Here is a 21,077-nt window from a genome sequence, read left to right as displayed (position 1 = left end):
TGCAGGAGATAGCATATGACTGAGAGACTTGAGGATATTGAAGAGATCACGGAGAATTATTTCAAAGCGGGCAGGATCCTTTCCCAGGTGCGCAGTGAGGCAAAGGACAGGATAAAGGTCGGTGCAAGTCTTCTGGAAGTTGCGGAATTCGTGGAGAACCGTACCCTGGAACTGGGTGCAGACGGCTGCGCTTTTCCCTGTAATATTTCCCGTAATGACGAGGCGGCGCATGCCACTCCTCTTTTAGGGGACGATGATGTTTTCGCAGAAGATGTGGTGAAACTTGATCTGGGTGTGCATGTGGGCGGTTACATAGCAGATTCCGCCCTAACAGTTGATCTGTCCGGAAACTATGCCGACCTGCTGAAAGCATCTGAGGATGCTCTTTATGCTGCCATCGATACAGTTGCCAATGGAGTGAATACTGGCGATATAGGTGCAGTCATAGAAGATACTATCAATTCCCATGGTTTCAAACCCGTGGGCAATCTCACAGGCCACGGTCTTGGCCAGTACCTGCCTCATGTTCCACCAAGCATACCCAACAGGAAGGGAATGGGTGGCGCTATATTGCAGACAGGTGATGTGATAGCAATAGAACCATTCGCAACCGATGGTGTGGGCAAGGTAGTTGATGGAACTCTGACTGAGATCTTCCAGCTAGTGGATGTCAAACCTGTCAGGCTGCCTGCAGCACGTAAGCTCCTAAAAGAGCTAAAACCCTACAGTACACTTCCGTTTGCAAAGAGATGGCTTAAGGCTGAAAAGCTGGATTTTGCTCTCATGCAATTGCTAAAGTCCGGCATAGTGCACTCTTATCCTGTACTCAAGGAAGTTTCCGGAGGCATGGTTTCTCAGGCTGAGCATACTGTAATTGTTACCGACGATGGCTGTGACGTGACAACAAAATAAAGAGGTGGCTGTTTTGAAAGGCAATAAACTCATCATTGTTCTTCTTCTCTTTTTCCTGGTCCAGCCTGTAATGGCGTATGAATGGGACAATGACATTGACGTTGGACCTAACTCCATGAGCTGGAAATATACTGAAAGTTACTCTGGCGACCACTCAGTGATATTCAAGACCTTCATTGATTCGGAGCTGGGAAATGGTGATGGGTTTGTAAGTGCCTGGGAATTGCTGAAGATAGATGTCAAGTCCAGGGCGACCTTCTCCGATTCTATAAGCAGGGAAATAGATGTGGTTTTGGATGCTTCATCTGATCTAGTGCATCTTCTGAGTGTGGAATCTGAATTATCTCCTGAGCTGGTGGGTCCAATAAATTCTTCCCGGAATATAGTTAACGTCTACGAGATCAACTACTCATTTGATGATGCTCTTCCCTCAAATGGTAGTATCTGGTTCAGGGGCCAATCCAGAAGCGATGTCACCATCACACTGCCGGAAGGATTCAGCATAACCGGGACTCAGGGACTCGACAGATCAAAAGTGTATGTGGCAGACTCAAGGCCAACTGTATCCGGGGTGTTTGGTCAGGACGAATTAGCTACAGTGAGTTTCGTCATGATAGTGACTCAGCCAGATGAAGAAAAAGCGCCTGAAATTAACAATAGTTCAGTGACGGAAGTTTCCGATGATAGAGCACCTTCCCTGATAGACGATATCTTTCCCGGGCTCACGGACAGTCTGGCCAGGAAACTGAAGTCCAGTTCATAACTTTGTTCTGTTATCTCATAAATTCCGGAATAACAAACTAATTTGAAGTGATCATCTATGCAAATCGAAAAGATAGAACTTGATAAGGGTTCGGCCATGGGCCTGAGTTTCCACATGCAGACTGCTCCATTACTGGTCATAAAGGCTGATAAGGGGTTTGTGATGTGCGGTTATCTTGATATGGAAACCGCAGATTCCCTTGGTGATGTGGCTGTTAAGGTAAAGGGAGTGAACACATTCGATGATGTGCTAAAAGCACATGTCGTGGGAGCTACCCAGTCAGCTATCAATCTTGGTATAAAGATGGGTATGACTGGCAAAGAAGCACTCGAACTGATGTTCTAATATTTTTTCCCGATTGACTTTAATATTACTTCGGCTTCTATTGCTCTTATCATGCTGTATGCTTTTGAGTTGTCCGGTGAACATGACGTTCTTCCATACAAGGAGATCATAGCCTGTCTTGGGATTGAAGCTCTTGACTTTAAGGAATATGCTCATTTTGAGCAGTGTCTGGTAGTTGATATCCAGGGAAATACTGAAGATATTGATGCCTCTCTTGTTTCAATTGCCCACAGGCTTGCCATGTCCCATCATATCCTGAAAGTGGCAGGGATGTGTGATCTGGATTTTGATACTATCATAAAGATGTCCGATGATAGTGATATATCAGAACATATCAGTTCAGGGCAGAGCTTTGTAGTGCGTGCCAAGAGGATAAAGCACCATGGCAGCATCAAGAGGGAGAAGCTCGAGGGCTATATCGGAGGTAGTATCTATCGCAAGGGTTTCAGGGCGAATCTCAAGGAACCCGATGTGGTGTTCCGTCTCATAATGACCGACAGGGCGATCCTTGGTTCTCTGGTGGCATCTATTGACAGGGGTTCCTATGAACACCGTTCCCCTCAAAAGAAACCATTCTTCTATCCTGGTGTGCTGATGCCCCGTGTGGCAAGGGCACTGGTGAACATCAGCGGTATCAAACCCGGGGAAGTACTTCTGGATCCTTTCAGCGGAACTGCCGGTATACTTGTGGAAGCAGGCCTGCTTTCAACCCATGTCATAGGTCTGGAAGTTCGACGCAAGATATCCCACGGCGCGAGAATGAATCTCGATGAGTTTGAAACGGATTACTCGCTTCTTGTGGGAGATGCCTGCAGGATGGCATTGAAGGATTCAAGCGTTGACGCCATTGTCACAGACCCTCCTTATGGTCGTTCGGCAGCTATCCGGGCAGAGTCTCTGCATCATCTCTACTCCGGCTCATTTTCTGAGATGTTCAGGGTGCTGAAAAAAGGAAAGCTTGCGGTTGTAGTATCCGAATTATCCGTGCTTGATTTTGCAGATGAGGCTGGTTTTTCGGTGGTTGATGTCTTCACACAGAAGATCCATAAGAGTCTTACAAGGACTTTTACGGTCCTGCGCAAGGAATGAATTAAAAGCTGTTTTGTAAAAGATGCCAGTAGCTTGAAAGCTGCTTCTCTTTTTCCTTATGGTCAGGGTAACGTGATCTGATATGTTCCCAGAAGCGTGAGCTGTGGTTTAACTCTATCAGGTGCACCATTTCGTGAAATACAACGTACTCGATCATATCTTCAGGAAGCTGTCTCATATGACTGTTGAAGTTCAGATTACCTTTTGAACTGCAACTTCCCCATTTAGTCTTCATTTTCCGAAAGCGTACCTTCTCCGGCTTCACTCCTTTCTCATTTCCGATGGTATTGACAAGAATATGAACAAGCGCCCGAAAATCCTCTTCACATCTTTCGGCATCCAACTCAAGTTGCTTTGCGCCGGAAAGTATACTTTGCATGCGGCTATGCCTGTTGTATATCCATCTCCTGTGTCGCTGTATTAATCCTTCAGGGTCTGTGTACTTCTCAGGAACTATCACTTTAAGTTTTGATCTTCCGTACTCAAGCTTTGGATTTTTTACATTCCTTCGGATGACCTCATAGGCAATGGTCGCATCGTGAATAGTGATCTGCTTATCCATATAAAAAAAGATATTTTTGTTTCTTTCACTCTTCAGGGGGTCAGCTGGTTCATAACCTCTGCCATGACCCGGTGGCGCACCATATATTCATGTACGTGCTCGCTGGCTCTGCGTATTGCATATCCATCCTCTGACCAGTCGATCTCCTGTCGGTATGTCGCTTCCATAAGGGTGAGTCCGTATGCAGGGGCAGGTTCGAGCCCTTCCTCGTAGGAATCCGGGTCAAGCATGTGTCCCAGCCATTCCTCGTCCCTGACGCCACTTCCAACCATGGTAAGCGCTGTAACTATCTTACGGACCATGTTCCACAGGAAACTATTTGCCTGGACATCTATCATTGTAAGCGTTCCGCTGACTCTCACGTCTACCTTTTCCACACTACGGACCGTACCCTTATTTCCGTCCGTGCTGCAGAAATTGGAAAAATCATGTTTACCAACCAGTATTTTGGAGGCAGACCTTATCTTTGAGATATCATATTGCTCTCCGCTCATTATATAGCGATATCTTCTGCTCACTGCCCCTCTTCTTGGGTCGAAGTCATCAGCAACCTCTGCATGTGCCCATGCCCAGATGGAATAGGGGAGTTTGGAATTTATGACCCTTGGGATGGCAAGGTTTGGCTTGTCGGTATCAAATGCTATTATCTGTCCTCTGGCATGTACTCCTGCGTCTGTTCTGCCTGAGCTGGAAAAACGGGCGGATTTAGGGTCTTCTATGATCTCCAGTTCCTTAAGTACCTTGAACAACTCACCTTCGATTGTTGCAGAATCCGGCTGGATCTGGGATCCGTGGTACCCTGTTCCGACATATGCGATCTTTAGAGCAACTCTCATAGAATTCACCATTTAGCGCTCATATATTCTTTTTTCTATAATATACTTCTCTTGTTATCAGGAGTGCAATAATGAACAGACATCCAAAGAGGAACCAGACACTTACATGGGATAACAGCTCGGATAGGAATCCAGTCGTCTGGTCGCTTGCAACAGCCACACCATCGGCAGGTATCTGTGAAAGTGTATCTGCTTCTCCTGATCCTGCCCTGCCATAAATGTCGCTGGCCATTCCAGTTCCACTATCAAGGGTGTCGTTGGGTGAGTATGCTGAAACTGCGCTCTCCGGAATATCTGCTATGCCAGATTCAGGAACATCGGATACGGGCATTTCCATTTCTTCCATGGGAATTGCGTCAAACATTTCTTCCTGGGGGAGATCGCCCATGATATCGGCTTGTGGCGCATCTTCCACGTACACATCAGCCATCATTTCCTCGCTGAATACCTCATTTGGGGCATTTTCATAGAGCATGGGTGCCGCCATTTCATCAAAGCTTTTAGCTGCCATTGGCTCTTGCATTTGCGAGGCTCTTAATCCAAAGTTTGAATTTCTTGTGAGCATCTCAAGTCCGGTAGCTGCAAAAAGAGCCCCTGCTACCACTCCGAGATACTTCTTAAGCATGTTAAGTACGGAATTCTTGTCCTTTTTCATGCTTCCTGGGGCAACTACTATAAATTTCTGTACCGGCTCGTATATCTTTATCTCTCTCCCCTTCTTGCTCCATTTCGTCTCCTTTACCTTCAGAAGGTCCGCTTCAACGAGGCTGTCAATATTGTACTTGACAGTCGTCAGTGGCATTGCCAGATTCTGCGCCACATCGCTTGCGGATTGGGCTTGATCGGTAAGGGTTTCAAGCACTTTCATTGCTTTATCATTGGATAGTGCCTGTGTGATCTTCTTCGAATCTTCGCTTAAGGGAAGTATAAGGACTTTGTCGGAATTCGTATCTTCTTGGGATTCCTGCATAATTGGAGTATCTATATAGGAGTTTATATGGTTTCCTTAAACTTCAAACCGGTTTGAAGTCTAATTTCCATTTTCAACTCGAAAACTTAAATAACAGTTAAGACAATATCTGCTAAATTCTAGGGGCTTATTATGATTACAAAAGAACGCATCATGGAAATTGTAGGGAACTATGATCTTGACAATATTAGTATTGCGACCGTATGTTCTCACTCTAGCCTTCAGATCTTTGATGGGGCAAGGAAAGAAGGTTTCAGGACCATTGGGATCTGTGTGAAGCAACCTCCAAGGTTCTATGATGCTTTTCCAATGGCTAAACCCGATGAATTCATCGTGGTTGATAGCTATCAGGATATTCCAAATATAGTAGATGAGCTGGTGGCAAAGAACGCCATTGTTATTCCACATGGCTCTTTTGTGGAATACCTGGGCATCACTGAATTCGCTAAATTAGCTGTTCCTACATTCGGTAACAGGGCAGTACTTGAGTGGGAATCCGACAGGGAAATGGAAAGAGAATGGCTCGAAGGTGCCGGTATTCACATGCCAAAACAGATCAGGCCCGAAGATATCGATGGTCCTGTTATGGTAAAATATCACGGTGCAAAAGGAGGGCGTGGTTTCTTTATTGCCAAGAACCAGGATGAGTTCGAGGCACATGTCGATCCCAATGAGAAATATACCATTCAGGAATTCATAGTCGGTACCCGTTACTATCTTCACTACTTCTATTCTCCACTGCAGGAAGAGGGTTATCAGCTCAGTGAGGGTATACTTCAGATGCTCAGCATGGACCGCAGGGTTGAATCAAATGCAGACGAGATATTCAGGCTCGGATCACCAAAAGAGCTGGAAAATGCAGGTATTCACCCAACATATGTGGTAACAGGAAACGTTCCCCTTGTTGCAAGAGAGTCACTTTTGCCTTTGATCTTCGAACTTGGTGACAGGGTAGTCGAGGAATCCATCAGACTCTTTGGAGGAATGATCGGTCCTTTCTGTCTTGAGACTGTATTCACAGACAAGCTTGAGATCAAGGTATTCGAGATATCCGCAAGGATAGTCGCAGGAACAAACATCTATCCAAATGGTTCTCCATACTCTGATTTCGTTGAACCTGGTCTTTCTACGGGCAAGCGTATTGCACAGGAGATCAAGCACGCAGTATCCGCTGGGCAGCTTGACAAGATCATATCATAATTTTTTTATCCATGGAGCTGTAGTAAAATTCAGACTCCATGCTTCTTTCGTTTTTTAACTCCCAACTAATTGATAGCTAAGTTCCTGAGCGGAGCCAATGCTCTGGGTACGATACTTGGTCACTAGAAGCTATGTATCAGGCGAGAGCGTTTCTTGAACATGAAGATAACAAGGCTAAGAATGGCCGCCCCCACTCCAATGATGGAGGAGATTTCCAGCGGTAAGCCGAAACCTATCCCGGCGTAGGAAATGTACGTCATGACAACTGCGGTCATAAAGGTTGCAGGTACCGTTGCAATCCAGTGGAATTTGCCATGCTTTGCCAGATATACAGCTGCAGCCCACAGGACAATGGATGCCAGGGTCTGGTTTGCCCATCCGAAGTAGCGCCAGATGATATCAAAGTCGCTACGGCAGATCAGGATTCCGAGGATGAATAGAGGTATGGCAAGAGACAGGCGCTTGAGCGTATGTTTTTGGGGGAGGTTTATGAAATCGGCAATGATCAGGCGGGAGCTTCTAAAAGCGGTATCACCTGAAGATATGGGCAGGATGATGACCCCGATTATAGCCAGCAGACCACCGAGAGGACCAAGCAGGGAAGTGGATATTTCGTTCACTACATAGGCCGGACCGCCTTGCCCCAGAGCTGCATTCAAAGCGCTGGGGTCATTGTAAAAGGATATGCTGAGGGTTGCCCAGATCAGGGCGATAATACCTTCGGCGATCATGGAGCCATAGAACAGGGGATATCCATATTTTTCGTTGCTTATGCAGCGTGCCATCAAAGGTGACTGAGTTGCATGAAATCCGCTGATGGCACCGCAGGCGATGGTGATGAACATCAGGGGCCACAGGGGCAGGTCAGTCGGGTGCATGTTCGCCAGGCTCAGTTCAGGGGAGAAATTGTAACCTTCAAAGATCAGAGCTGCGATCAACCCGACAGCCATAAAGATCAGGACTGCACCGAATAGTGGATAAACACGGCCTATTATCTTGTCCACGGGCAAAATAGTGGCCAGAAAGTAATAGCAGAAAATAATTGTTACCCAGACATGAATAGCCATTCCAGTCAGGTTGCCGAGCAGTTTGGCAGGGCCGAGGACGAAGACGACTCCGACCAGGAGTAGCAGGACAATGGAGAACAGGCGCATGAACTGCTTGAAGCCGCTGCCTAGTTCATACCCAACCACATCCGGTATGCTACGCCCACCGGAACGGATGGAGAGCATTCCTGAGAAATAGTCATGAACAGCACCGCCAAAAATTGAGCCGATCACGATCCATATCAGGGCAGCTGGCCCGTACAGGGCACCGAGGATCGGGCCGAAAATGGGGCCAAGCCCTGCGATGTTCAACAATTGAACGAGAAATATCTTTTTAGGGGGCATTTCCACATAGTCAACCCCATCCGCGAGTGTTGTGGCAGGGGTGGCCCGCTTGGTGTCTGGCTCGAAGATCCTATCGACAATTTTTCCGTAGAAAAAATACCCGGCTATGAGAAGAGCAATGCACGTAAAAAAGTATAGCATATGTTACCTCGATCAATAGTTGATGCGCACCATATTATAAAAAAGGTATTATATTTACACTGATTATGTATGTGCCATCGCTTGTAGAATCTGAACAAAAGAGGAATCCCGCATAATGATGGTTGGGTGAAGTTTGGGGTACGGTACACTTAGCCAATAGAATCTATGTATCAGAGGGGAATGATTCAATGACAGGGATTCCTCGGCTCCTCAGATATTTATTGTAATATTTAAACATTCCGAGTTTCTGCTACTGATTTTTTTGCTAGATTATGGTGCAAAATATTGTATATATGGATTATATTTTACGATAAAAAAGAAAGTATTATATAATGTTAAAGTTCCCAATGACCATGGATTATCTGGCGGATGGCTTTAGTGCAGGTGTGTTCAAGAACCAGTATGTTCTGGGAAGCCTTGAAGGTGGAGAAAAAGCTCGCCTGTATCTGGGCAGGTACCTGGCACGTGATGGATCCACAGGTTCCCATGTTGAACTGGATGCCAGTCGACCACATGCTATTCTTATAGCCGGAAAAAGGGGATATGGTAAGTCCTACAGCATGGGTATCCTGGTCGAGGAACTATCCTTGCTACCTTCTGATGTAAGGCAGGGTGTTGCATCAGTTATAATTGATACCATGGGTATCTTCTGGACACTACCAAGAGCGAATGCTGCACAGGCTGAAGCTCTTTCCGGCTGGGGTATGAAACCCACTGGTCAGGATGTAGATATCTTTGTACCATCAGGTAGCGAAGATGCTTATGAAAAAAGGAATATTGACGTGAACTGCATATCTATCCCGATCGCCCTGATGGATGGTTATGAGTGGTGTCGTCTCTTCGGAGTTGATCCATTATCTTCTACTGGAGTTCTCATTGTACGGGTCATCGAGGGCTTAAGGTCAGAACATATTTATTTCTCGTTCGATGACATCGAGGATGGCATTGTCGGAGACGAGCGCACGGATCAGATCTCAAAGGGTGCAGCTGATAATTACTTCAGGGCTGCCAGGTCGTGGGGTATATACTCTGAAAAAGGCAAAGATATATCTGATATGGTAAAGGGTGGTCGCGTATCTGTTATTGATGTGAGCACGATAAAAAACCATGCTGTAAGGGCAGCAGTTGTTGCTTTCCTTGCAAAAGAGATCTATCATCAGAGGTTGGAAGCACGCCGTTCATACGAGAGAATGCTCATGGGTGATGGGGATGTGGAGGAAGGGATCCCCATGGTCTGGATGTTCATAGATGAGGCTCAACAATTTGTGCCAAGCGGAAGGGATACACTGGCTTCGGATGTACTTATCAATGAGTGGTTGCGGCAGGGCAGGCAACCGGGACTTTCGCTGGTGTTGGCAACCCAGCGCCCCTCTTCTCTGCATCAGGATGTCCTGTCACAGTCGGACATCGTTGTATGCCATCGTCTGACATCACAGGATGATATTCAGGCTCTTGAATCGGTAAGACCTACGTACATGAGGGAGCATTTTGGTGATTCCATCAGGAAAATGGGAAATGATAGGGGAATTGCGTTCGTTGTGGATGATACCACAGAGTCTGCACATATTATCCGGATGAGGCCACGCATGAGCTGGCACGGTGGGGATGAGCCTGACCTGACAAAAATATAGGATTTTATTCCGGCAGTATTTTGTATTTTCAGGCAGGAAACACGAACCGGATTTTTCTAGTTAGTATTATTTAGTATGGTTGTATTTATGGTATAATCTCAATTTAGTCTAATCACTATTATAAATATAATCTTAATTCGGTGTAAATATGAAAGGAAGAGTCTGGAAATTCGGAGATGACGTAGATACTGATGCTGTAATTCCTGGAAGGTATCTCATCCTCAACACTCCTGAGGAACTTGCAGCCCATACCTTTGAAGGTGTAAGGCCGGAATTCGCAAAGGAAGTTCAGGAAGGGGACATAATTGTTGCAGGTAACAACTTTGGCTGTGGCTCATCAAGAGAACATGCCCCAATTGCGCTTAAAGGTACAAAGGTAAGCTGTGTTATTGCAAAGTCCTTTGCACGTATCTTTTTCAGGAATTCTATTAACATAGGTGTGGCACTCCTTGAGTGTCCTGACACAGACAAGATATCTGATGGTGACGAGCTTGAGCTCGACTTCTCCACAGGCGTTATCACAAATGTCACAAAGAACGAGACATATCAGGCAACTCCTCTTCCTGAATTCGTAAGAGGAATAATGGATGCCGGCGGTCTGATCGAATATACCAGACAGATAATCTGATACGATTACAATATAGGTGGAATAAATGACTCAATACAAGATTCCGGTAATTCCCGGAGATGGCATAGGGCCTGAGATCATAGCAGAAGGTCGCAAGGTCATCGATGCAGCAGGAGAAAAATTTGGATTTGATGTTGACTGGGTAGAGTTCCCACACGGTGCAGACCATTACCTTGAAACAGGTGAACTGATATCCGAAGATTCACTGAAAGAACTTTCAGGCTACGAGGCTATCTACCTTGGTTCCATTGGAGATGACAGGATCGCACCGGGTGTACTCGAAAAAGGCATATTGCTTGCAGCAAGGTTCTACTTTGACCAGTACATCAACCTTCGTCCTATCAAATTGCTTGAAGGCGTATGGACTCCTATCAAGGACAAGACACCTGCAGATATTGATTTCACAGTTGTACGAGAAAATACCGAGGATTTCTACATTGGAATCGGTGGACGTGCACAGAAGGGCGTCAGTAAGGACGTTCTCGAAGTTTCAAGAACCCTTTATTCCGCTAGGTTCGGCCTTGATATTGAGACCGACAGTGAAGAGATCGGGTATCAGATTGGTCTGATCTCAAAGGAAGGCACACAGAGAGTTATCGACTATTCATTCGATCTTGCTGAAAACAGCAAGAAGCATGTATCATCTGTGGACAAGGCAAATGTCCTTTCAGACATCTATGGATTGTGGAGAGAGGAATTCAACACAATTGCAGCAAAGCATCCTGATGTCACCACAGATTTCAACTATGTCGATGCAATGACCATGTGGTTTGTCAAGAATCCAGAATGGTTCGATATTGTTGTAACTCCAAACATGTTCGGAGACATAATCACTGACCTTGGCGCAATGGTGCAGGGTGGACTTGGACTTGCTCCAGGTGGAAACATCAATCCTGAAGGTACAAGCATGTTCGAGCCGATCCACGGTTCAGCTCCAAAGTACAAGGGACAGAACAAGGTCAACCCGATAGCAACTATCTGGGCAGGTGCCATGCTTATTGAGCAACTTGGAGAAAAGGAAGCTGCCGATAGCATCGTTTCTGCGATCGAGACTAACATCCTCAATGCCAAGGTGCAGACCTATGACATGGGTGGCTCTTCACGCACATCAGATGTCGGTGACGATATCGCAAGAATAGTTCTGGGTAAGTAAATATTTTTTCTGCATCCTTCGGGATGCACTTATGTTTTTTTTAGTTTTTATTGTGACTATCTTTTGAATCATATTGATTTCACAATACATTCCATCATAATTATAATGAGTTCTCTTGCTGCGGAAATCCTTATATCCGTAGAAATTAGCATTATTATTTATTGCAGAGTAAAATGTTCCATTCTAGAAATTATCTGGATGTTGTTATCTGTTGATATCAAAGGTGTGATGGAGTATGGATAAATCAATTGAAGAGCTTGAAAAGGACCTTGACACAATGAACGAGATATTCCGTAAATACGTACGACTTTCCTTAACTTATGAGGAACAGATCAATAATGCGGACCTTTCTGATGATCAGCGTAAGGAATTGCTGGATAAACTCAGCCGGGAAAATGAAAAGGTGCAGAAGGCAAAACTTCAGATCGAGAAATTTGAGAGAACGATCCAGTCTTTGAAGGACGGAACTATAAAAATGAAGACTACCGTCCGTGAAATGGATAAATCGGAATATCTGGTAGCCTATAATTAATTTGAGCTTTTTAACCTATGATGCGGGTTCCAAGGCGTATTGAGCTTTTTCTGTCGGTTGTATTTCCTTCCTGGATCACTACTTCCAATACATCCTGTGGGTTGCTGCCGTCCATCACAATGGTTTCGAACTCGCAGCGCTCAATGATCTTCGCAGCCAGTGGGTCAACGGGTGATTTAGAACCAGCTTTCATTTCGGTCGTCATGACCGTATTTACAAGTTCCTTGGCTGTCATGGTCTCGTATTTTGCAGCATTGGGATCTTCCCTGGGGTCAGCTGAGTAGACTCCGTCAACAGCTGTTGCGATCACGAGCAGATCCGCATTAAGGTACTCGGTGAGTATGGCTGAGACCGCATCCGTGGTCTGTCCCGGGATCACTCCTCCCATAACAATGATCTTCCCTGAGGATAGTGCCTTTTCTGCTTCCTTGTAATCGTGTGGAACTGCATTATATGCAGCATCTCCAAGAGCTGAGATAAGCAATTTTGCATTCAGGCGGGTAATATCAATTCCGATATAATCACATTCCACCTCGTTGGAACCTGTGCTGCGTGCAACACTTATGTAGTCTCTGGCAGCAACACCACCACCTGTGACCACTATAACGTCATGTTCGCTGGAAAGCTCTTTAAGAGCTGCAGCATAGGCCAGAAAACTATCTGGCTTCAATTCCTTTGCTAAAATAGATCCGCCTATTGATAAGATGACTAACATGATAATCTCTAGTCGTTACGCTGTATCTGCCTTAAAAGTATCGCCAGTAATCCTATTATTGAAACGCCCATAAAAGATGAAAAACCCGGGATAATTGTAGAAATCGATATTGGTGGACGGTTCTTCCCCATTGTTTCGCTGTGGAGTATCTTTCCGTTGTATAATCCGACAACTTTGACCTCATTTTCGGCTTCAAGATCAGTAGCTCCGTAATAGTATACCTTCATCTGTTTTTCCGTATCCAACTCTTCTATGACAATAGTTTGTCTTCCCATTGTCATTTGCATGCTGCTGATATTTCCAATGACTGTGACATATTTCCCATTGTACGCTGCAATATCATTGTTGATCGTACTGATGTTGACAATTCCTGCATCTTCTATGGGGTAATGGAGCACGTAGTTCGGGTGCAGAGTATCATCGCCTATGGGGTCATATGTAAATTCCCCTGTTACCATCAGCTGATCATTGAGGTCAAATCCCTCAAAGAGTTCCTTCTTGGTCATATCAATTTTCAGGAAATGCTCTCCTTCTGTGATCGTGGCATATCGCTTGTCGACCTCTGACATATTTCCAACGACACTGATCTTGCGGTATGCCATGGTACTGTCATATACTGATGGCTCCTCGACTAATTTTGAAAGAGGTACAATTTCAAGCTCGAACATAGATGCGCCCGCCGATATAGCAGTACAACTAAGAAGCAAAAATGCCATGGTCAAAAGTTTTAGAGCACTGCTATTTTTCATAGTATCACCTAATTTGAATACTTATAATGTGTTAAACTTAGTATTTAGTCTGACGGTATTCAAAAATGCTACATATAATAAAAAATTCAGAAATAAAAAAGAATAAAAATTAAATTAGGGAATAATCTCCGGGATTATTCCATTGCGATTGCGTCGGTTGGGCATACGTCGACACATGCAGCACAGTCGATACATTCGTCTGCATCGACAACTGCAATGTTGTCAGCGTTGAGTGTGATTGCCTCAGATGGGCATTCATCTATGCATGCTCCGCATCCTACACATTCATCAGCTTTAATAATTGCTACCATTTAACTATATCTCCTTTTTTGATTTATAATAACAGTAACTACGGTATGTAGTAGTAACTTAATCGCTATCATAACATAAGTGGAATAAAAAGTTATCGTTATATGCTCAAAAAATAGCAGTATGGGATTTTTATCGATATCAGCTTGCCCGAATTGGCTTTGTATTGTGCCATCCTAAACAATACAAAAATATAATAATATAATTAAGTAAAGTTTATATTGTAGTTTGCAGAAGCCAGACTATGAATCGATCTGTCTTTAATAAGGCAAAAATTAATGATAGTGCAGTATCTCCTTTAATAGGCGTTATTATGATGTTATTTCTCACTCTCCTGTTTGCAGGCATTACTTTCTCGGTAGTTTACGATGATGGTTTTTCCTCTCTGAACAAAGCTCCCATGGCATTCATTGAGGTTAAGAGTGTGGAAGGGGGAGTGCCTGATAATGCCAGGTATATTGATAATTACATAATATTACTACATAGGTCAGGTGAACCATTACAGGCCGATGCTACACAGATCATCATCACAGGCCAGGGCAGTGCTTTTACAGGCACCTTCTTTAATGGCGAAAAGAGGTACGGGGATGTTTTTGTCAATTATGCAGATATTTCATTTTCGGGGAAGGAGAATGAATATGCCCTGGAAAACCCTGCCATTTCCGATGGATTATGGTCTGCAGGTGAGAGACTCATATTGAATGGGGGAGATGGATTTACACATAATACATCGGTCTTTGTGAGGGTCAATGGCTTTGAGAACACTTCGAACAACTATGGCCTCAAAGAAGGTGGGGATGTTACCATAAAGGTATTTGACAGGAACACGCACACGATAATCGCAGAGTGTAGCCATGAAGTTGTTCCGGTGGCTTAGATATTACGTCAAAACCGTTTAAGTAAGGTGAGGTCATAAGGTAGTTCGATGAGCACTAAGAGTGGTTACATGAAGTTCTTTCCAAAGGATACCTGCTACCCGAATCAGCAGGATGCAATGGATAAGATACATGCTGCACTGATCAATCAGGATATTATCCTTTTCGAGGGTGCCTGCGGTACAGGTAAGACTCTCAGTGCACTTGCTCCATCTCTTAATGTGGGAAAACAGCTTAATAAAACCGTGATCATCGCAACCAACGTACATCAGCAGATGGTACAGTTCATCGATGAGGCACGGGAAATAAAGAAGTCCAATGACGTAAAGGTGGCAGTGGTCAAGGGCAAGACCACCATGTGTCCCAATGAAGCTGACTATGAAGAATGTGCGGTCAAGCGTGAGAACACATTTGAACTTGTGGAAACTGAAAGGGAGATCGCCCTGAAAAGACAGGAAATGCGCTCTGCGAGTGAGAACTACAAGCGTTCAAAGGATCCGTCACTTGTGGCACTTCGTGATGCCCTTTCAAAAGAACTGGATGTTGCGGAAAAGAAGACCAGGGAATTGAGGGAGCGCTCCTGCAATTATCTGTATGAGGTACTGCGCTCGGATAGTGAGTCTTTCAGGCAGTGGCTCTTTACAGATGTGCGTACACCCGAAGAGGTCAACGATTATGCTTTCCAGCAAGGTATGTGCGGTTACGAGCTGACCAAACGTGAGCTTAAGCATGCGGACCTGGTCATATGCAATTTCCACCATGTGCTGAATTCAGACATATTCACAACTGTACTCAAGTGGATGGAGAAGGAGCCGCAGGATGTCATTACCATTTTTGATGAAGCCCATAACATCGAATCTGCTGCAAGGTCACATTCATCACTCACCATCACAGAACATACCATCGAAAAGGCGATATCCGAAATAGAGGCTAATATAGATCAGATGCCTGATGGTGGTTCGCATAATCTCTTCAGGATACTGCTTGATGTCATGCGGGTGACATATACATCACGTTTCAAGTTCGGAGAGCGTGAACGTGTTGGAAAACACTGGTATGATATGCGCATAAGTGATCCGTATGAACGCAACGATATGGTAAGTGGCAAGTTCATGCGCATAGCAAAGGATTCAGGATTTGGTGACGATGTTGCTATACAAGAGACACTTTCTGAGGCAAGCCAATTCGGTGAGATGCTTGACAACAATTATCGTGATCAGTATAAGAAAGGTCTTAGCAAGGTTCTGAAACGCTCTCACATACGACATGTGGCAGATTTCCTATCGTCCTATCTCATACTTTCCAATAATCTCAATTACTATCCTATACTGAATGTCAGGCGGGATCTTGAAGACGCTATATATGGTCGTGTGGAACTTTTCACCTGCATTCCTAAAAATGTCACAGAACCGCTTTTTGACTCTGTCTTCTCATCTATACTCATGTCTGCAACCCTGCAGCCATTCGATATGGTGAAATCCACGCTTGGGATCAAGAGGCAGACATGTGAGATCGCCTACGGTACTTCTTTCCCTGAAGATAAAAGGTTGACAATTGCAGTGTCAGTACCTCCTCTCTTTGCAAAGAGCAGGGATGATCCTCAAACTCAGAGGGTTCTGGAGGAGGTTCTATTTGATGCAGTTGAGAATACACAGGGCAATGTGATCGTTTTCTTCCAGAGCTCATTTGAGGCGAGGCGTTATTTCAAGAAACTGGACTCTCAGTTCGATCTGCCTGTTTTCCTCGATGAGGTTGGTGTATCATCCCAGGAGGTCAGGGAAGAATTCTTCAGTATCGGTGAGCGTGGCGACAAGGCAGTACTTGTGTCATATCTATGGGGTACCCTGAGCGAGGGCATAGATTATCGTGATGGCAGAGGGCGAACTGTTATCATAGTCGGTGTAGGTTATCCTGCTCTCAATGACAGGATGAATGCAGTTGAATCTGCTTATGATCATGTTTTCGGTTATGGGGCTGGCTGGGATTATGCAGTACAGGTGCCCACCATACGTAAGATCAGGCAGGCAATGGGAAGAGTTGTACGTTCCCCCAATGACCATGGAGTAAGGATACTTCTTGATGGCAGGTTCAGCACCGAGTCTCCAAAGAAGCTTGGTAAATTCTCGGTCTTCAACATCTTTCCTCCTGAAGAGCGGGAGGAATTCATTGATGTAGCACCTGAGAAGGTAAAATATTCCCTGATGAACTTCTTCCAGGACAATGCTGAATAAACTTCTAAAATATCAGGATAGTCTTTTCAATCATAAGATTCTTTTTTTATATAGGGAATAATTTCCATTTAAAGGGGTTTTAACATGGCACTTGAAGATATTATGAAAGAGGTATCTGCAGAACTTGAAAGGCTTGTGAGCACCAAGACCGTTGTTGGGGAAGCGGTAACAGTTGGTGAAACTACCATAATTCCTGTTACCAAGGTCTCATTTGGATTTGGCAGCGGTGGTGGCGAAGGGAAAAAAGATGGTAAGGAAGAAGGGTTCGGAGGCGGTGGCGGTGCCGGTGCCAAGATAGAGCCTGTGGCCTTCATTGTAGTCTCTCCTGAGGGTACACGCATGATGTCTGTATCAGGGAAATCCGATATAGGCACCCTGCTGGAATCTGTGCCCGGATTGATCAGCAAGATGAAGTCAATGAAATGCAGTAAAAAAAAAGATGATTCCGTGGAGTCTGAAGCTGAAGCAGAAGCAACCGGGAAAGAGGAAATTTCAGAGGAATAATCCTCCATTTATCTTTTATTTTTAAAGGCAGGCATGCTTTCGGCTATTTACCTGGCGTTGCTTCTTCTACTCATCCTTCTACTCATTCTTATCCTGCTAATTCTGTTTGCTGCAATCGATATTTTCATAGAGGTCGAAAAAGAGGGAACACGGATGCAGCATCTGATCCGTGTGAAGTGGCTTTTCATCTCGCATGTTCTGAAAGATGATACATCTTCCAAAGAGCTTTCTTCAACAGAAGCCTCTGAAAAAAGTGTTTCCGAAAAAGAGAGTCGTGTTGATCCAGGATCCGAATCCGAATTCGAATCCAGTTCCCGGAAAAGATATTCAGATCTTAGATCAGTTATTCGGGAAGGCATTGCTGCTCTGAAAATGCTCATCAAACCAGTTCTTAAACTACTTGAAGGGCTTGTGTCCGTTGTTCATATCCATCAGCTCAAATGCAAGCTTCGCTTTGGCTTTGATGATCCTGCCCATACGGGAATCGCATATGGATATTCTCATGCCCTGAAGGGATATCTGTTCCACAAGTGCAGAAAAGCGGAGCTGGATGTGGAGCCTGTCTTCATTGATGAGGTTATGGATATTCTTGCAATTGCACATTTCCGGCTCAGGATTGCCAGTCTCATCCCTGTCATCCTTGGATTCATTCTGAACAGGAATGTGTTGCGTGTTTCCTGGGCGTATATAAGGAACCGGAGCAGGAACAAAAAGATCCGGGCTAGAACTGTTAATATTTAATACTATGTTGTACTGATATCCATTGACATGATCAGAATAAAGTCTCCCTCAAGGCTCCACCTGACATTGATAGATATGAATGCTTCATACGGCAGGATCGATGGAGGTGTGGGTATATCCCTGGACTATCCCCATGTGGTGATATCCGCCGAAAAGTCATCTGAGATAGTGGTTAGCGGTGAGTCTGTTCTCAGGGAAAGGATGGAGCTTGCAGCAAGGAAACTACTTCCTGAAGGCGAGGGTATAAGCATCAGTATTGAAGAGGACATGTTCACACATGTAGGCCTTGGTTCAGGTACACAGGCAGCACTGTCTGCGGCCGCGGCTGTGAATGAGCTATACGATCTTGGAAAGAGTGTGAGGGAATTGGCCATTGAGGTTGGGCGTGGTGGAACATCAGGTATTGGTGTCGCATCCTTTGAGTCAGGCGGTTTTATTATAGACGGAGGTCACAGGTTCAGTGACAAGGGTTCTTTTTCACCTTCTTCTGCAAGCAGGGCTGATCCGGCTCCTGTGCTTTTCAGAGAGGACTTCCCTGACTGGGAGATAGTTCTCGCAATTCCTGATACTCAGGGTGCGCACGATTCCAAAGAGGTGGACGTGTTCCAGCAGGCATGCCCTGTACCCCTGAACGAGGTTCAGGAAATCTCTCATCTTATTCTTATGAAAATGATGCCTGCGATACTTGAGAAGGATATTCAGGCATTTGGTTATGCAGTGAATCATATTCAAAATCTTGGTTTTAAGAAATGTGAGGTTGACATCCAGTTGCAGGCAGTTAGGGATGTGATCGCATTGATGCAGGATTCGGGAGCTTCGGGTGCGGGAATGAGCTCATTCGGACCGGCAGTTTACGGTATAGTGGAAAACAGTGAGGATGCGGCATATCTCATGGAAGATGTGCAGGAACTCCTGGATAAAAGCATAGGCGGCAGTGTCGTGATGACAAAGGCGAACAACAGCGGCGCAGAGATAAAGGAGGTATGATTTGGAATTCACGGCATGGTTTGGCAAACTGACCATCAATGATGAGGGTGAGGTGGAGGATTGCCAGGCTTTTGAAAAGGATCCTGATAAGCTTGCAGAGATGCTTGTTTCTTTACAGGAGACAGTTCAGGATAAGGCTGTAAATGCCCCTGACCTGCGACAGGCAGCTCTGGACTGTGGTTTTGTTGAGCTTGATGAGGAATATGATATACTTCTCAGGGACGTATGCATCAGGGCTGCAAAGAAGCAGATCTCAAAGAGTGATACCGATGACACCCGTATAATCCAGGCAGTCGAGGCCATGGATGATATTGACAGGAATGTCAATGAGCTCAGTGAGCGCCTCATGGTCTGGTATGGCAGGTATTTCCCGGAGCTGCGCCTGACAGGTGAGCCACTGGCAAGATTGATCTCACAGTATGGTTCAAGAGACAACCTTCCCGAGGATCACAAGCTCTTTGAAACGGCTTCAAAGTCAATGGGTTCTGATATCTCGTTTGCAGATGAGGAAATTCTCAAACAACTGGCATCCAATATATGCAGCCTCTATGACACCCGCCGTCACATAGAGGGCTACGTTGTCACAAACATGGGTTCTGTGGCACCTAACCTTTCCAATATTGCAGGTGCATCGCTTGGTGCAAGACTTATCAGTATGGCAGGAAGTCTGGAGAAGCTTGCAGTTTTCCCGTCCAGTACTGTTCAGGTTATCGGTGCCAGCAGAGCACTGTTCAAACACCTGCGCTCCCGGGCACCATCCCCGAAGCATGGTATCATATTCAACAACGTAATAATCAAGAACGCTCCCTGGTGGCAGAGGGGTAAACTTGCAAGGGCATTTGCAGCAAAGATAAGTCTGGCCGCAAGAATGGACTGCTATTCAGGTGAACTGGACCCATCCATCAAGGAAAATCTCGATAAGAAACTCGAGATGATACGCAAGGCAAACCCCAATCCTCCGAAAAGGGAGAAGGGCGGCAAGGGTGGCAGATCAGGCAAATCCGGAAGGTCAGGAAAGTCCGGTGGTTCCGGCAAGCCTGGAAGGTCAGGCGGAAATCGCAAACCCGGGAACAATAAGAAAGGAGGTAAGCAGTAATGTCAGTTGAAGAGATATACAACGGTATATACGAGATCAAGGCCGATGACCGCAGCACGCTTGCCACCAAGAATCTCACTCCCGGCATGAGCGTATACGGTGAGCGCCTCATAATCGAGGATGACGTGGAGTACCGCCAGTGGGACCCCAAGAGAAGCAAACTGGGAGCCATGGCGCTCAAGAAATTCGAGATCCCCCTTGAATACGATTCCGCAGTGCTCTACCTTGGAGCTGCCTCAGGCACAACCGTAAGCCATGTCTCAGACATACTCAGGGACGGCATAGTCTACGCTGTGGAATTCTCCCCAAGAACAATGCGTGACCTCATACAGCTCTGTGACAAGCGCCCGAACATCATCCCGATTCTGGCAGACGCCAACAAACCCCAATCCTACGCTCACATAGTGGAAAAGGTAGACGTAATCTTCCAGGACGTAGCCCAGCCCAACCAGGCTGAGATTGCAGCAATCAACTCAAAGTACTTCTTAGAACAGGACGGTCAGCTCATGCTCTCCATCAAATCAAGGAGCATAGACACAGTTGCCAGCCCAAAAAAAGTATTCAAGGAAGAGGTCAGAAAACTGGAAAGCGGCTTCGATGTGGAATTCGAGGTACTGCAGAGGAAGGAGCTTGATCCGTTCCACGAGGACCATCTGGGACTTATTGCGAAGATGTTTGTGGATGAAGAAGAGGATTAATTACGCCTCTTCTACTAAT

At 45.4% G+C, this 21,077-nt stretch carries 23 protein-coding genes; 16 read left to right on the top strand and 7 right to left on the bottom strand.

What is annotated here, in order from left to right; genetic code table 11:
* Positions 1–15 precede the first annotated feature (15 nt).
* The 4 genes from map to V7O66_RS10100 are packed head-to-tail and all read left to right on the top strand — an operon-like array spanning position 16 to position 3,109.
* A complete protein-coding gene (gene map, locus V7O66_RS10115; protein WP_406660194.1) occupies positions 16–912 on the top strand; it encodes a type II methionyl aminopeptidase in 897 nt (298 codons plus the stop codon).
* A gap of 13 nt (positions 913–925) precedes the next feature.
* Positions 926–1,675 (top strand): hypothetical protein, encoded by a 750-nt coding sequence (locus V7O66_RS10110; protein ID WP_406660193.1) that lies wholly within the window; start codon positions 926–928, stop codon positions 1,673–1,675.
* 57 nt (positions 1,676–1,732) lie between these two features.
* Positions 1,733–2,020: a YunC family protein gene (locus tag V7O66_RS10105; RefSeq protein WP_406660192.1), complete on the top strand. Its 288-nt coding sequence runs from the start codon at positions 1,733–1,735 to the stop codon at positions 2,018–2,020.
* Between the two features lie 51 nt (positions 2,021–2,071).
* Positions 2,072–3,109: an RNA methyltransferase gene (locus V7O66_RS10100; protein WP_406660191.1), complete on the top strand. Its 1,038-nt coding sequence runs from the start codon at positions 2,072–2,074 to the stop codon at positions 3,107–3,109.
* A 1-nt stretch (position 3,110) separates the two neighbouring features.
* Here the strand turns inward: V7O66_RS10100 and V7O66_RS10095 are convergent, their stop codons facing one another.
* The 3 genes from V7O66_RS10095 to V7O66_RS10085 are packed head-to-tail and all read right to left on the bottom strand — an operon-like array spanning position 3,111 to position 5,477.
* Complete coding sequence (locus V7O66_RS10095; protein WP_406660190.1) at positions 3,111–3,671, bottom strand: M48 family metallopeptidase; 561 nt, start codon at positions 3,669–3,671, stop codon at positions 3,111–3,113.
* A gap of 32 nt (positions 3,672–3,703) precedes the next feature.
* Positions 3,704–4,507, bottom strand: coding sequence for a tRNA pseudouridine(38-40) synthase TruA (truA, locus tag V7O66_RS10090; RefSeq protein WP_406660189.1), 804 nt, complete (start codon positions 4,505–4,507; stop codon positions 3,704–3,706).
* Between the two features lie 19 nt (positions 4,508–4,526).
* Positions 4,527–5,477: an ArsR/SmtB family transcription factor gene (locus V7O66_RS10085; protein WP_406660188.1), complete on the bottom strand. Its 951-nt coding sequence runs from the start codon at positions 5,475–5,477 to the stop codon at positions 4,527–4,529.
* A 132-nt stretch (positions 5,478–5,609) separates the two neighbouring features.
* Here V7O66_RS10085 and V7O66_RS10080 point away from each other — a divergent pair, with 132 nt between their 5' ends.
* Entirely contained in the window at positions 5,610–6,677 is a 1,068-nt protein-coding gene (locus tag V7O66_RS10080) for a formate--phosphoribosylaminoimidazolecarboxamide ligase (RefSeq protein ID WP_406660187.1), read from the top strand.
* A 122-nt stretch (positions 6,678–6,799) separates the two neighbouring features.
* On the opposite strand, the gene V7O66_RS10075 is transcribed toward V7O66_RS10080, so the two are convergent.
* The gene (locus tag V7O66_RS10075; protein ID WP_406660186.1) at positions 6,800–8,209 is read right to left on the bottom strand and encodes a carbon starvation protein A; all 1,410 of its coding nucleotides are present in this window, start codon (positions 8,207–8,209) and stop codon (positions 6,800–6,802) included.
* 332 nt (positions 8,210–8,541) lie between these two features.
* On the opposite strand from V7O66_RS10075, the gene V7O66_RS10070 reads away from it, so the two are divergent.
* The 4 genes from V7O66_RS10070 to V7O66_RS10055 all read left to right on the top strand — a co-directional run bounded on the left by V7O66_RS10070 (position 8,542) and on the right by V7O66_RS10055 (position 12,153).
* On the top strand, positions 8,542–9,840 hold the full coding sequence (locus V7O66_RS10070) for an ATP-binding protein (protein WP_406660185.1): 1,299 nt from the start codon (positions 8,542–8,544) through the stop codon (positions 9,838–9,840).
* A 148-nt stretch (positions 9,841–9,988) separates the two neighbouring features.
* The gene (locus tag V7O66_RS10065) at positions 9,989–10,468 is read left to right on the top strand and encodes a 3-isopropylmalate dehydratase small subunit (protein WP_406660184.1); all 480 of its coding nucleotides are present in this window, start codon (positions 9,989–9,991) and stop codon (positions 10,466–10,468) included.
* Positions 10,469–10,493: 25 nt separating this feature from the next.
* Positions 10,494–11,621 (top strand): isocitrate/isopropylmalate dehydrogenase family protein, encoded by a 1,128-nt coding sequence (locus V7O66_RS10060; RefSeq protein ID WP_406660183.1) that lies wholly within the window; start codon positions 10,494–10,496, stop codon positions 11,619–11,621.
* A 235-nt stretch (positions 11,622–11,856) separates the two neighbouring features.
* Complete coding sequence (locus tag V7O66_RS10055; protein ID WP_406660182.1) at positions 11,857–12,153, top strand: hypothetical protein; 297 nt, start codon at positions 11,857–11,859, stop codon at positions 12,151–12,153.
* 10 nt (positions 12,154–12,163) lie between these two features.
* On the opposite strand, the gene pyrH is transcribed toward V7O66_RS10055, so the two are convergent.
* The 3 genes from pyrH to V7O66_RS10040 all read right to left on the bottom strand — a co-directional run bounded on the left by pyrH (position 12,164) and on the right by V7O66_RS10040 (position 13,928).
* Positions 12,164–12,868, bottom strand: coding sequence for a UMP kinase (pyrH, locus tag V7O66_RS10050; RefSeq protein ID WP_406660181.1), 705 nt, complete (start codon positions 12,866–12,868; stop codon positions 12,164–12,166).
* 8 nt (positions 12,869–12,876) lie between these two features.
* Entirely contained in the window at positions 12,877–13,617 is a 741-nt protein-coding gene (locus V7O66_RS10045) for a hypothetical protein (RefSeq protein WP_406660180.1), read from the bottom strand.
* Positions 13,618–13,751: 134 nt separating this feature from the next.
* Complete coding sequence (locus V7O66_RS10040) at positions 13,752–13,928, bottom strand: DUF362 domain-containing protein (protein WP_406660179.1); 177 nt, start codon at positions 13,926–13,928, stop codon at positions 13,752–13,754.
* 242 nt (positions 13,929–14,170) lie between these two features.
* On the opposite strand from V7O66_RS10040, the gene V7O66_RS10035 reads away from it, so the two are divergent.
* The 7 genes from V7O66_RS10035 (at position 14,171) to V7O66_RS10005 (ending at position 21,058) form a co-directional block, all read left to right on the top strand.
* Positions 14,171–14,803, top strand: a complete 633-nt coding sequence (locus V7O66_RS10035; protein WP_406660178.1) for a type IV pilin — start codon at positions 14,171–14,173, stop codon at positions 14,801–14,803.
* Between the two features lie 48 nt (positions 14,804–14,851).
* Positions 14,852–17,032, top strand: a complete 2,181-nt coding sequence (locus V7O66_RS10030) for an ATP-dependent DNA helicase (protein WP_406660177.1) — start codon at positions 14,852–14,854, stop codon at positions 17,030–17,032.
* Positions 17,033–17,116: 84 nt separating this feature from the next.
* Entirely contained in the window at positions 17,117–17,536 is a 420-nt protein-coding gene (locus V7O66_RS10025) for a GerW family sporulation protein (protein WP_406660176.1), read from the top strand.
* Between the two features lie 33 nt (positions 17,537–17,569).
* Positions 17,570–18,277 carry a DUF2953 domain-containing protein gene (locus tag V7O66_RS10020; RefSeq protein WP_406660175.1) on the top strand — a complete coding sequence of 236 codons (708 nt, stop codon included), beginning with the start codon at positions 17,570–17,572 and terminating at the stop codon, positions 18,275–18,277.
* A 27-nt stretch (positions 18,278–18,304) separates the two neighbouring features.
* A complete protein-coding gene (locus tag V7O66_RS10015) occupies positions 18,305–19,264 on the top strand; it encodes a beta-ribofuranosylaminobenzene 5'-phosphate synthase (protein WP_406660174.1) in 960 nt (319 codons plus the stop codon).
* A gap of 1 nt (position 19,265) precedes the next feature.
* Positions 19,266–20,360 (top strand): NOP5/NOP56 family protein, encoded by a 1,095-nt coding sequence (locus V7O66_RS10010; RefSeq protein ID WP_406660173.1) that lies wholly within the window; start codon positions 19,266–19,268, stop codon positions 20,358–20,360.
* On the top strand, positions 20,360–21,058 hold the full coding sequence (locus tag V7O66_RS10005; protein WP_406660172.1) for a fibrillarin-like rRNA/tRNA 2'-O-methyltransferase: 699 nt from the start codon (positions 20,360–20,362) through the stop codon (positions 21,056–21,058). The genes V7O66_RS10010 and V7O66_RS10005 overlap by 1 nt, the downstream gene beginning before the upstream one ends.
* Positions 21,059–21,077 lie beyond the last annotated feature (19 nt).

The organism is Methanolobus sp. ZRKC3 (assembly GCF_045291275.1).
Classification (GTDB): domain Archaea; phylum Halobacteriota; class Methanosarcinia; order Methanosarcinales; family Methanosarcinaceae; genus Methanolobus.
This window is presented reverse-complemented; position numbering and strand designations above follow the sequence as displayed.

Coding starts and splice junctions, on each gene's coding strand:
- V7O66_RS10055 (WP_406660182.1), top strand. CDS start 11,857: ATGGATAAATCAATTGAAGAGCTTGAAAAGGACCTTGACACAATGAAC.
- V7O66_RS10075 (WP_406660186.1), bottom strand. CDS start 8,209: ATGCTATACTTTTTTACGTGCATTGCTCTTCTCATAGCCGGGTATTTT.
- V7O66_RS10035 (WP_406660178.1), top strand. CDS start 14,171: ATGAATCGATCTGTCTTTAATAAGGCAAAAATTAATGATAGTGCAGTA.
- V7O66_RS10095 (WP_406660190.1), bottom strand. CDS start 3,671: ATGGATAAGCAGATCACTATTCACGATGCGACCATTGCCTATGAGGTC.
- V7O66_RS10025 (WP_406660176.1), top strand. CDS start 17,117: ATGGCACTTGAAGATATTATGAAAGAGGTATCTGCAGAACTTGAAAGG.
- V7O66_RS10020 (WP_406660175.1), top strand. CDS start 17,570: ATGCTTTCGGCTATTTACCTGGCGTTGCTTCTTCTACTCATCCTTCTA.
- V7O66_RS10070 (WP_406660185.1), top strand. CDS start 8,542: ATGTTAAAGTTCCCAATGACCATGGATTATCTGGCGGATGGCTTTAGT.
- V7O66_RS10105 (WP_406660192.1), top strand. CDS start 1,733: ATGCAAATCGAAAAGATAGAACTTGATAAGGGTTCGGCCATGGGCCTG.
- truA (WP_406660189.1), bottom strand. CDS start 4,507: ATGAGAGTTGCTCTAAAGATCGCATATGTCGGAACAGGGTACCACGGA.
- V7O66_RS10085 (WP_406660188.1), bottom strand. CDS start 5,477: ATGCAGGAATCCCAAGAAGATACGAATTCCGACAAAGTCCTTATACTT.
- V7O66_RS10015 (WP_406660174.1), top strand. CDS start 18,305: ATGATCAGAATAAAGTCTCCCTCAAGGCTCCACCTGACATTGATAGAT.
- V7O66_RS10080 (WP_406660187.1), top strand. CDS start 5,610: ATGATTACAAAAGAACGCATCATGGAAATTGTAGGGAACTATGATCTT.
- V7O66_RS10040 (WP_406660179.1), bottom strand. CDS start 13,928: ATGGTAGCAATTATTAAAGCTGATGAATGTGTAGGATGCGGAGCATGC.
- V7O66_RS10030 (WP_406660177.1), top strand. CDS start 14,852: ATGAGCACTAAGAGTGGTTACATGAAGTTCTTTCCAAAGGATACCTGC.
- V7O66_RS10100 (WP_406660191.1), top strand. CDS start 2,072: ATGCTGTATGCTTTTGAGTTGTCCGGTGAACATGACGTTCTTCCATAC.
- V7O66_RS10005 (WP_406660172.1), top strand. CDS start 20,360: ATGTCAGTTGAAGAGATATACAACGGTATATACGAGATCAAGGCCGAT.
- V7O66_RS10060 (WP_406660183.1), top strand. CDS start 10,494: ATGACTCAATACAAGATTCCGGTAATTCCCGGAGATGGCATAGGGCCT.
- map (WP_406660194.1), top strand. CDS start 16: ATGACTGAGAGACTTGAGGATATTGAAGAGATCACGGAGAATTATTTC.
- V7O66_RS10065 (WP_406660184.1), top strand. CDS start 9,989: ATGAAAGGAAGAGTCTGGAAATTCGGAGATGACGTAGATACTGATGCT.
- pyrH (WP_406660181.1), bottom strand. CDS start 12,868: ATGTTAGTCATCTTATCAATAGGCGGATCTATTTTAGCAAAGGAATTG.
- V7O66_RS10045 (WP_406660180.1), bottom strand. CDS start 13,617: ATGAAAAATAGCAGTGCTCTAAAACTTTTGACCATGGCATTTTTGCTT.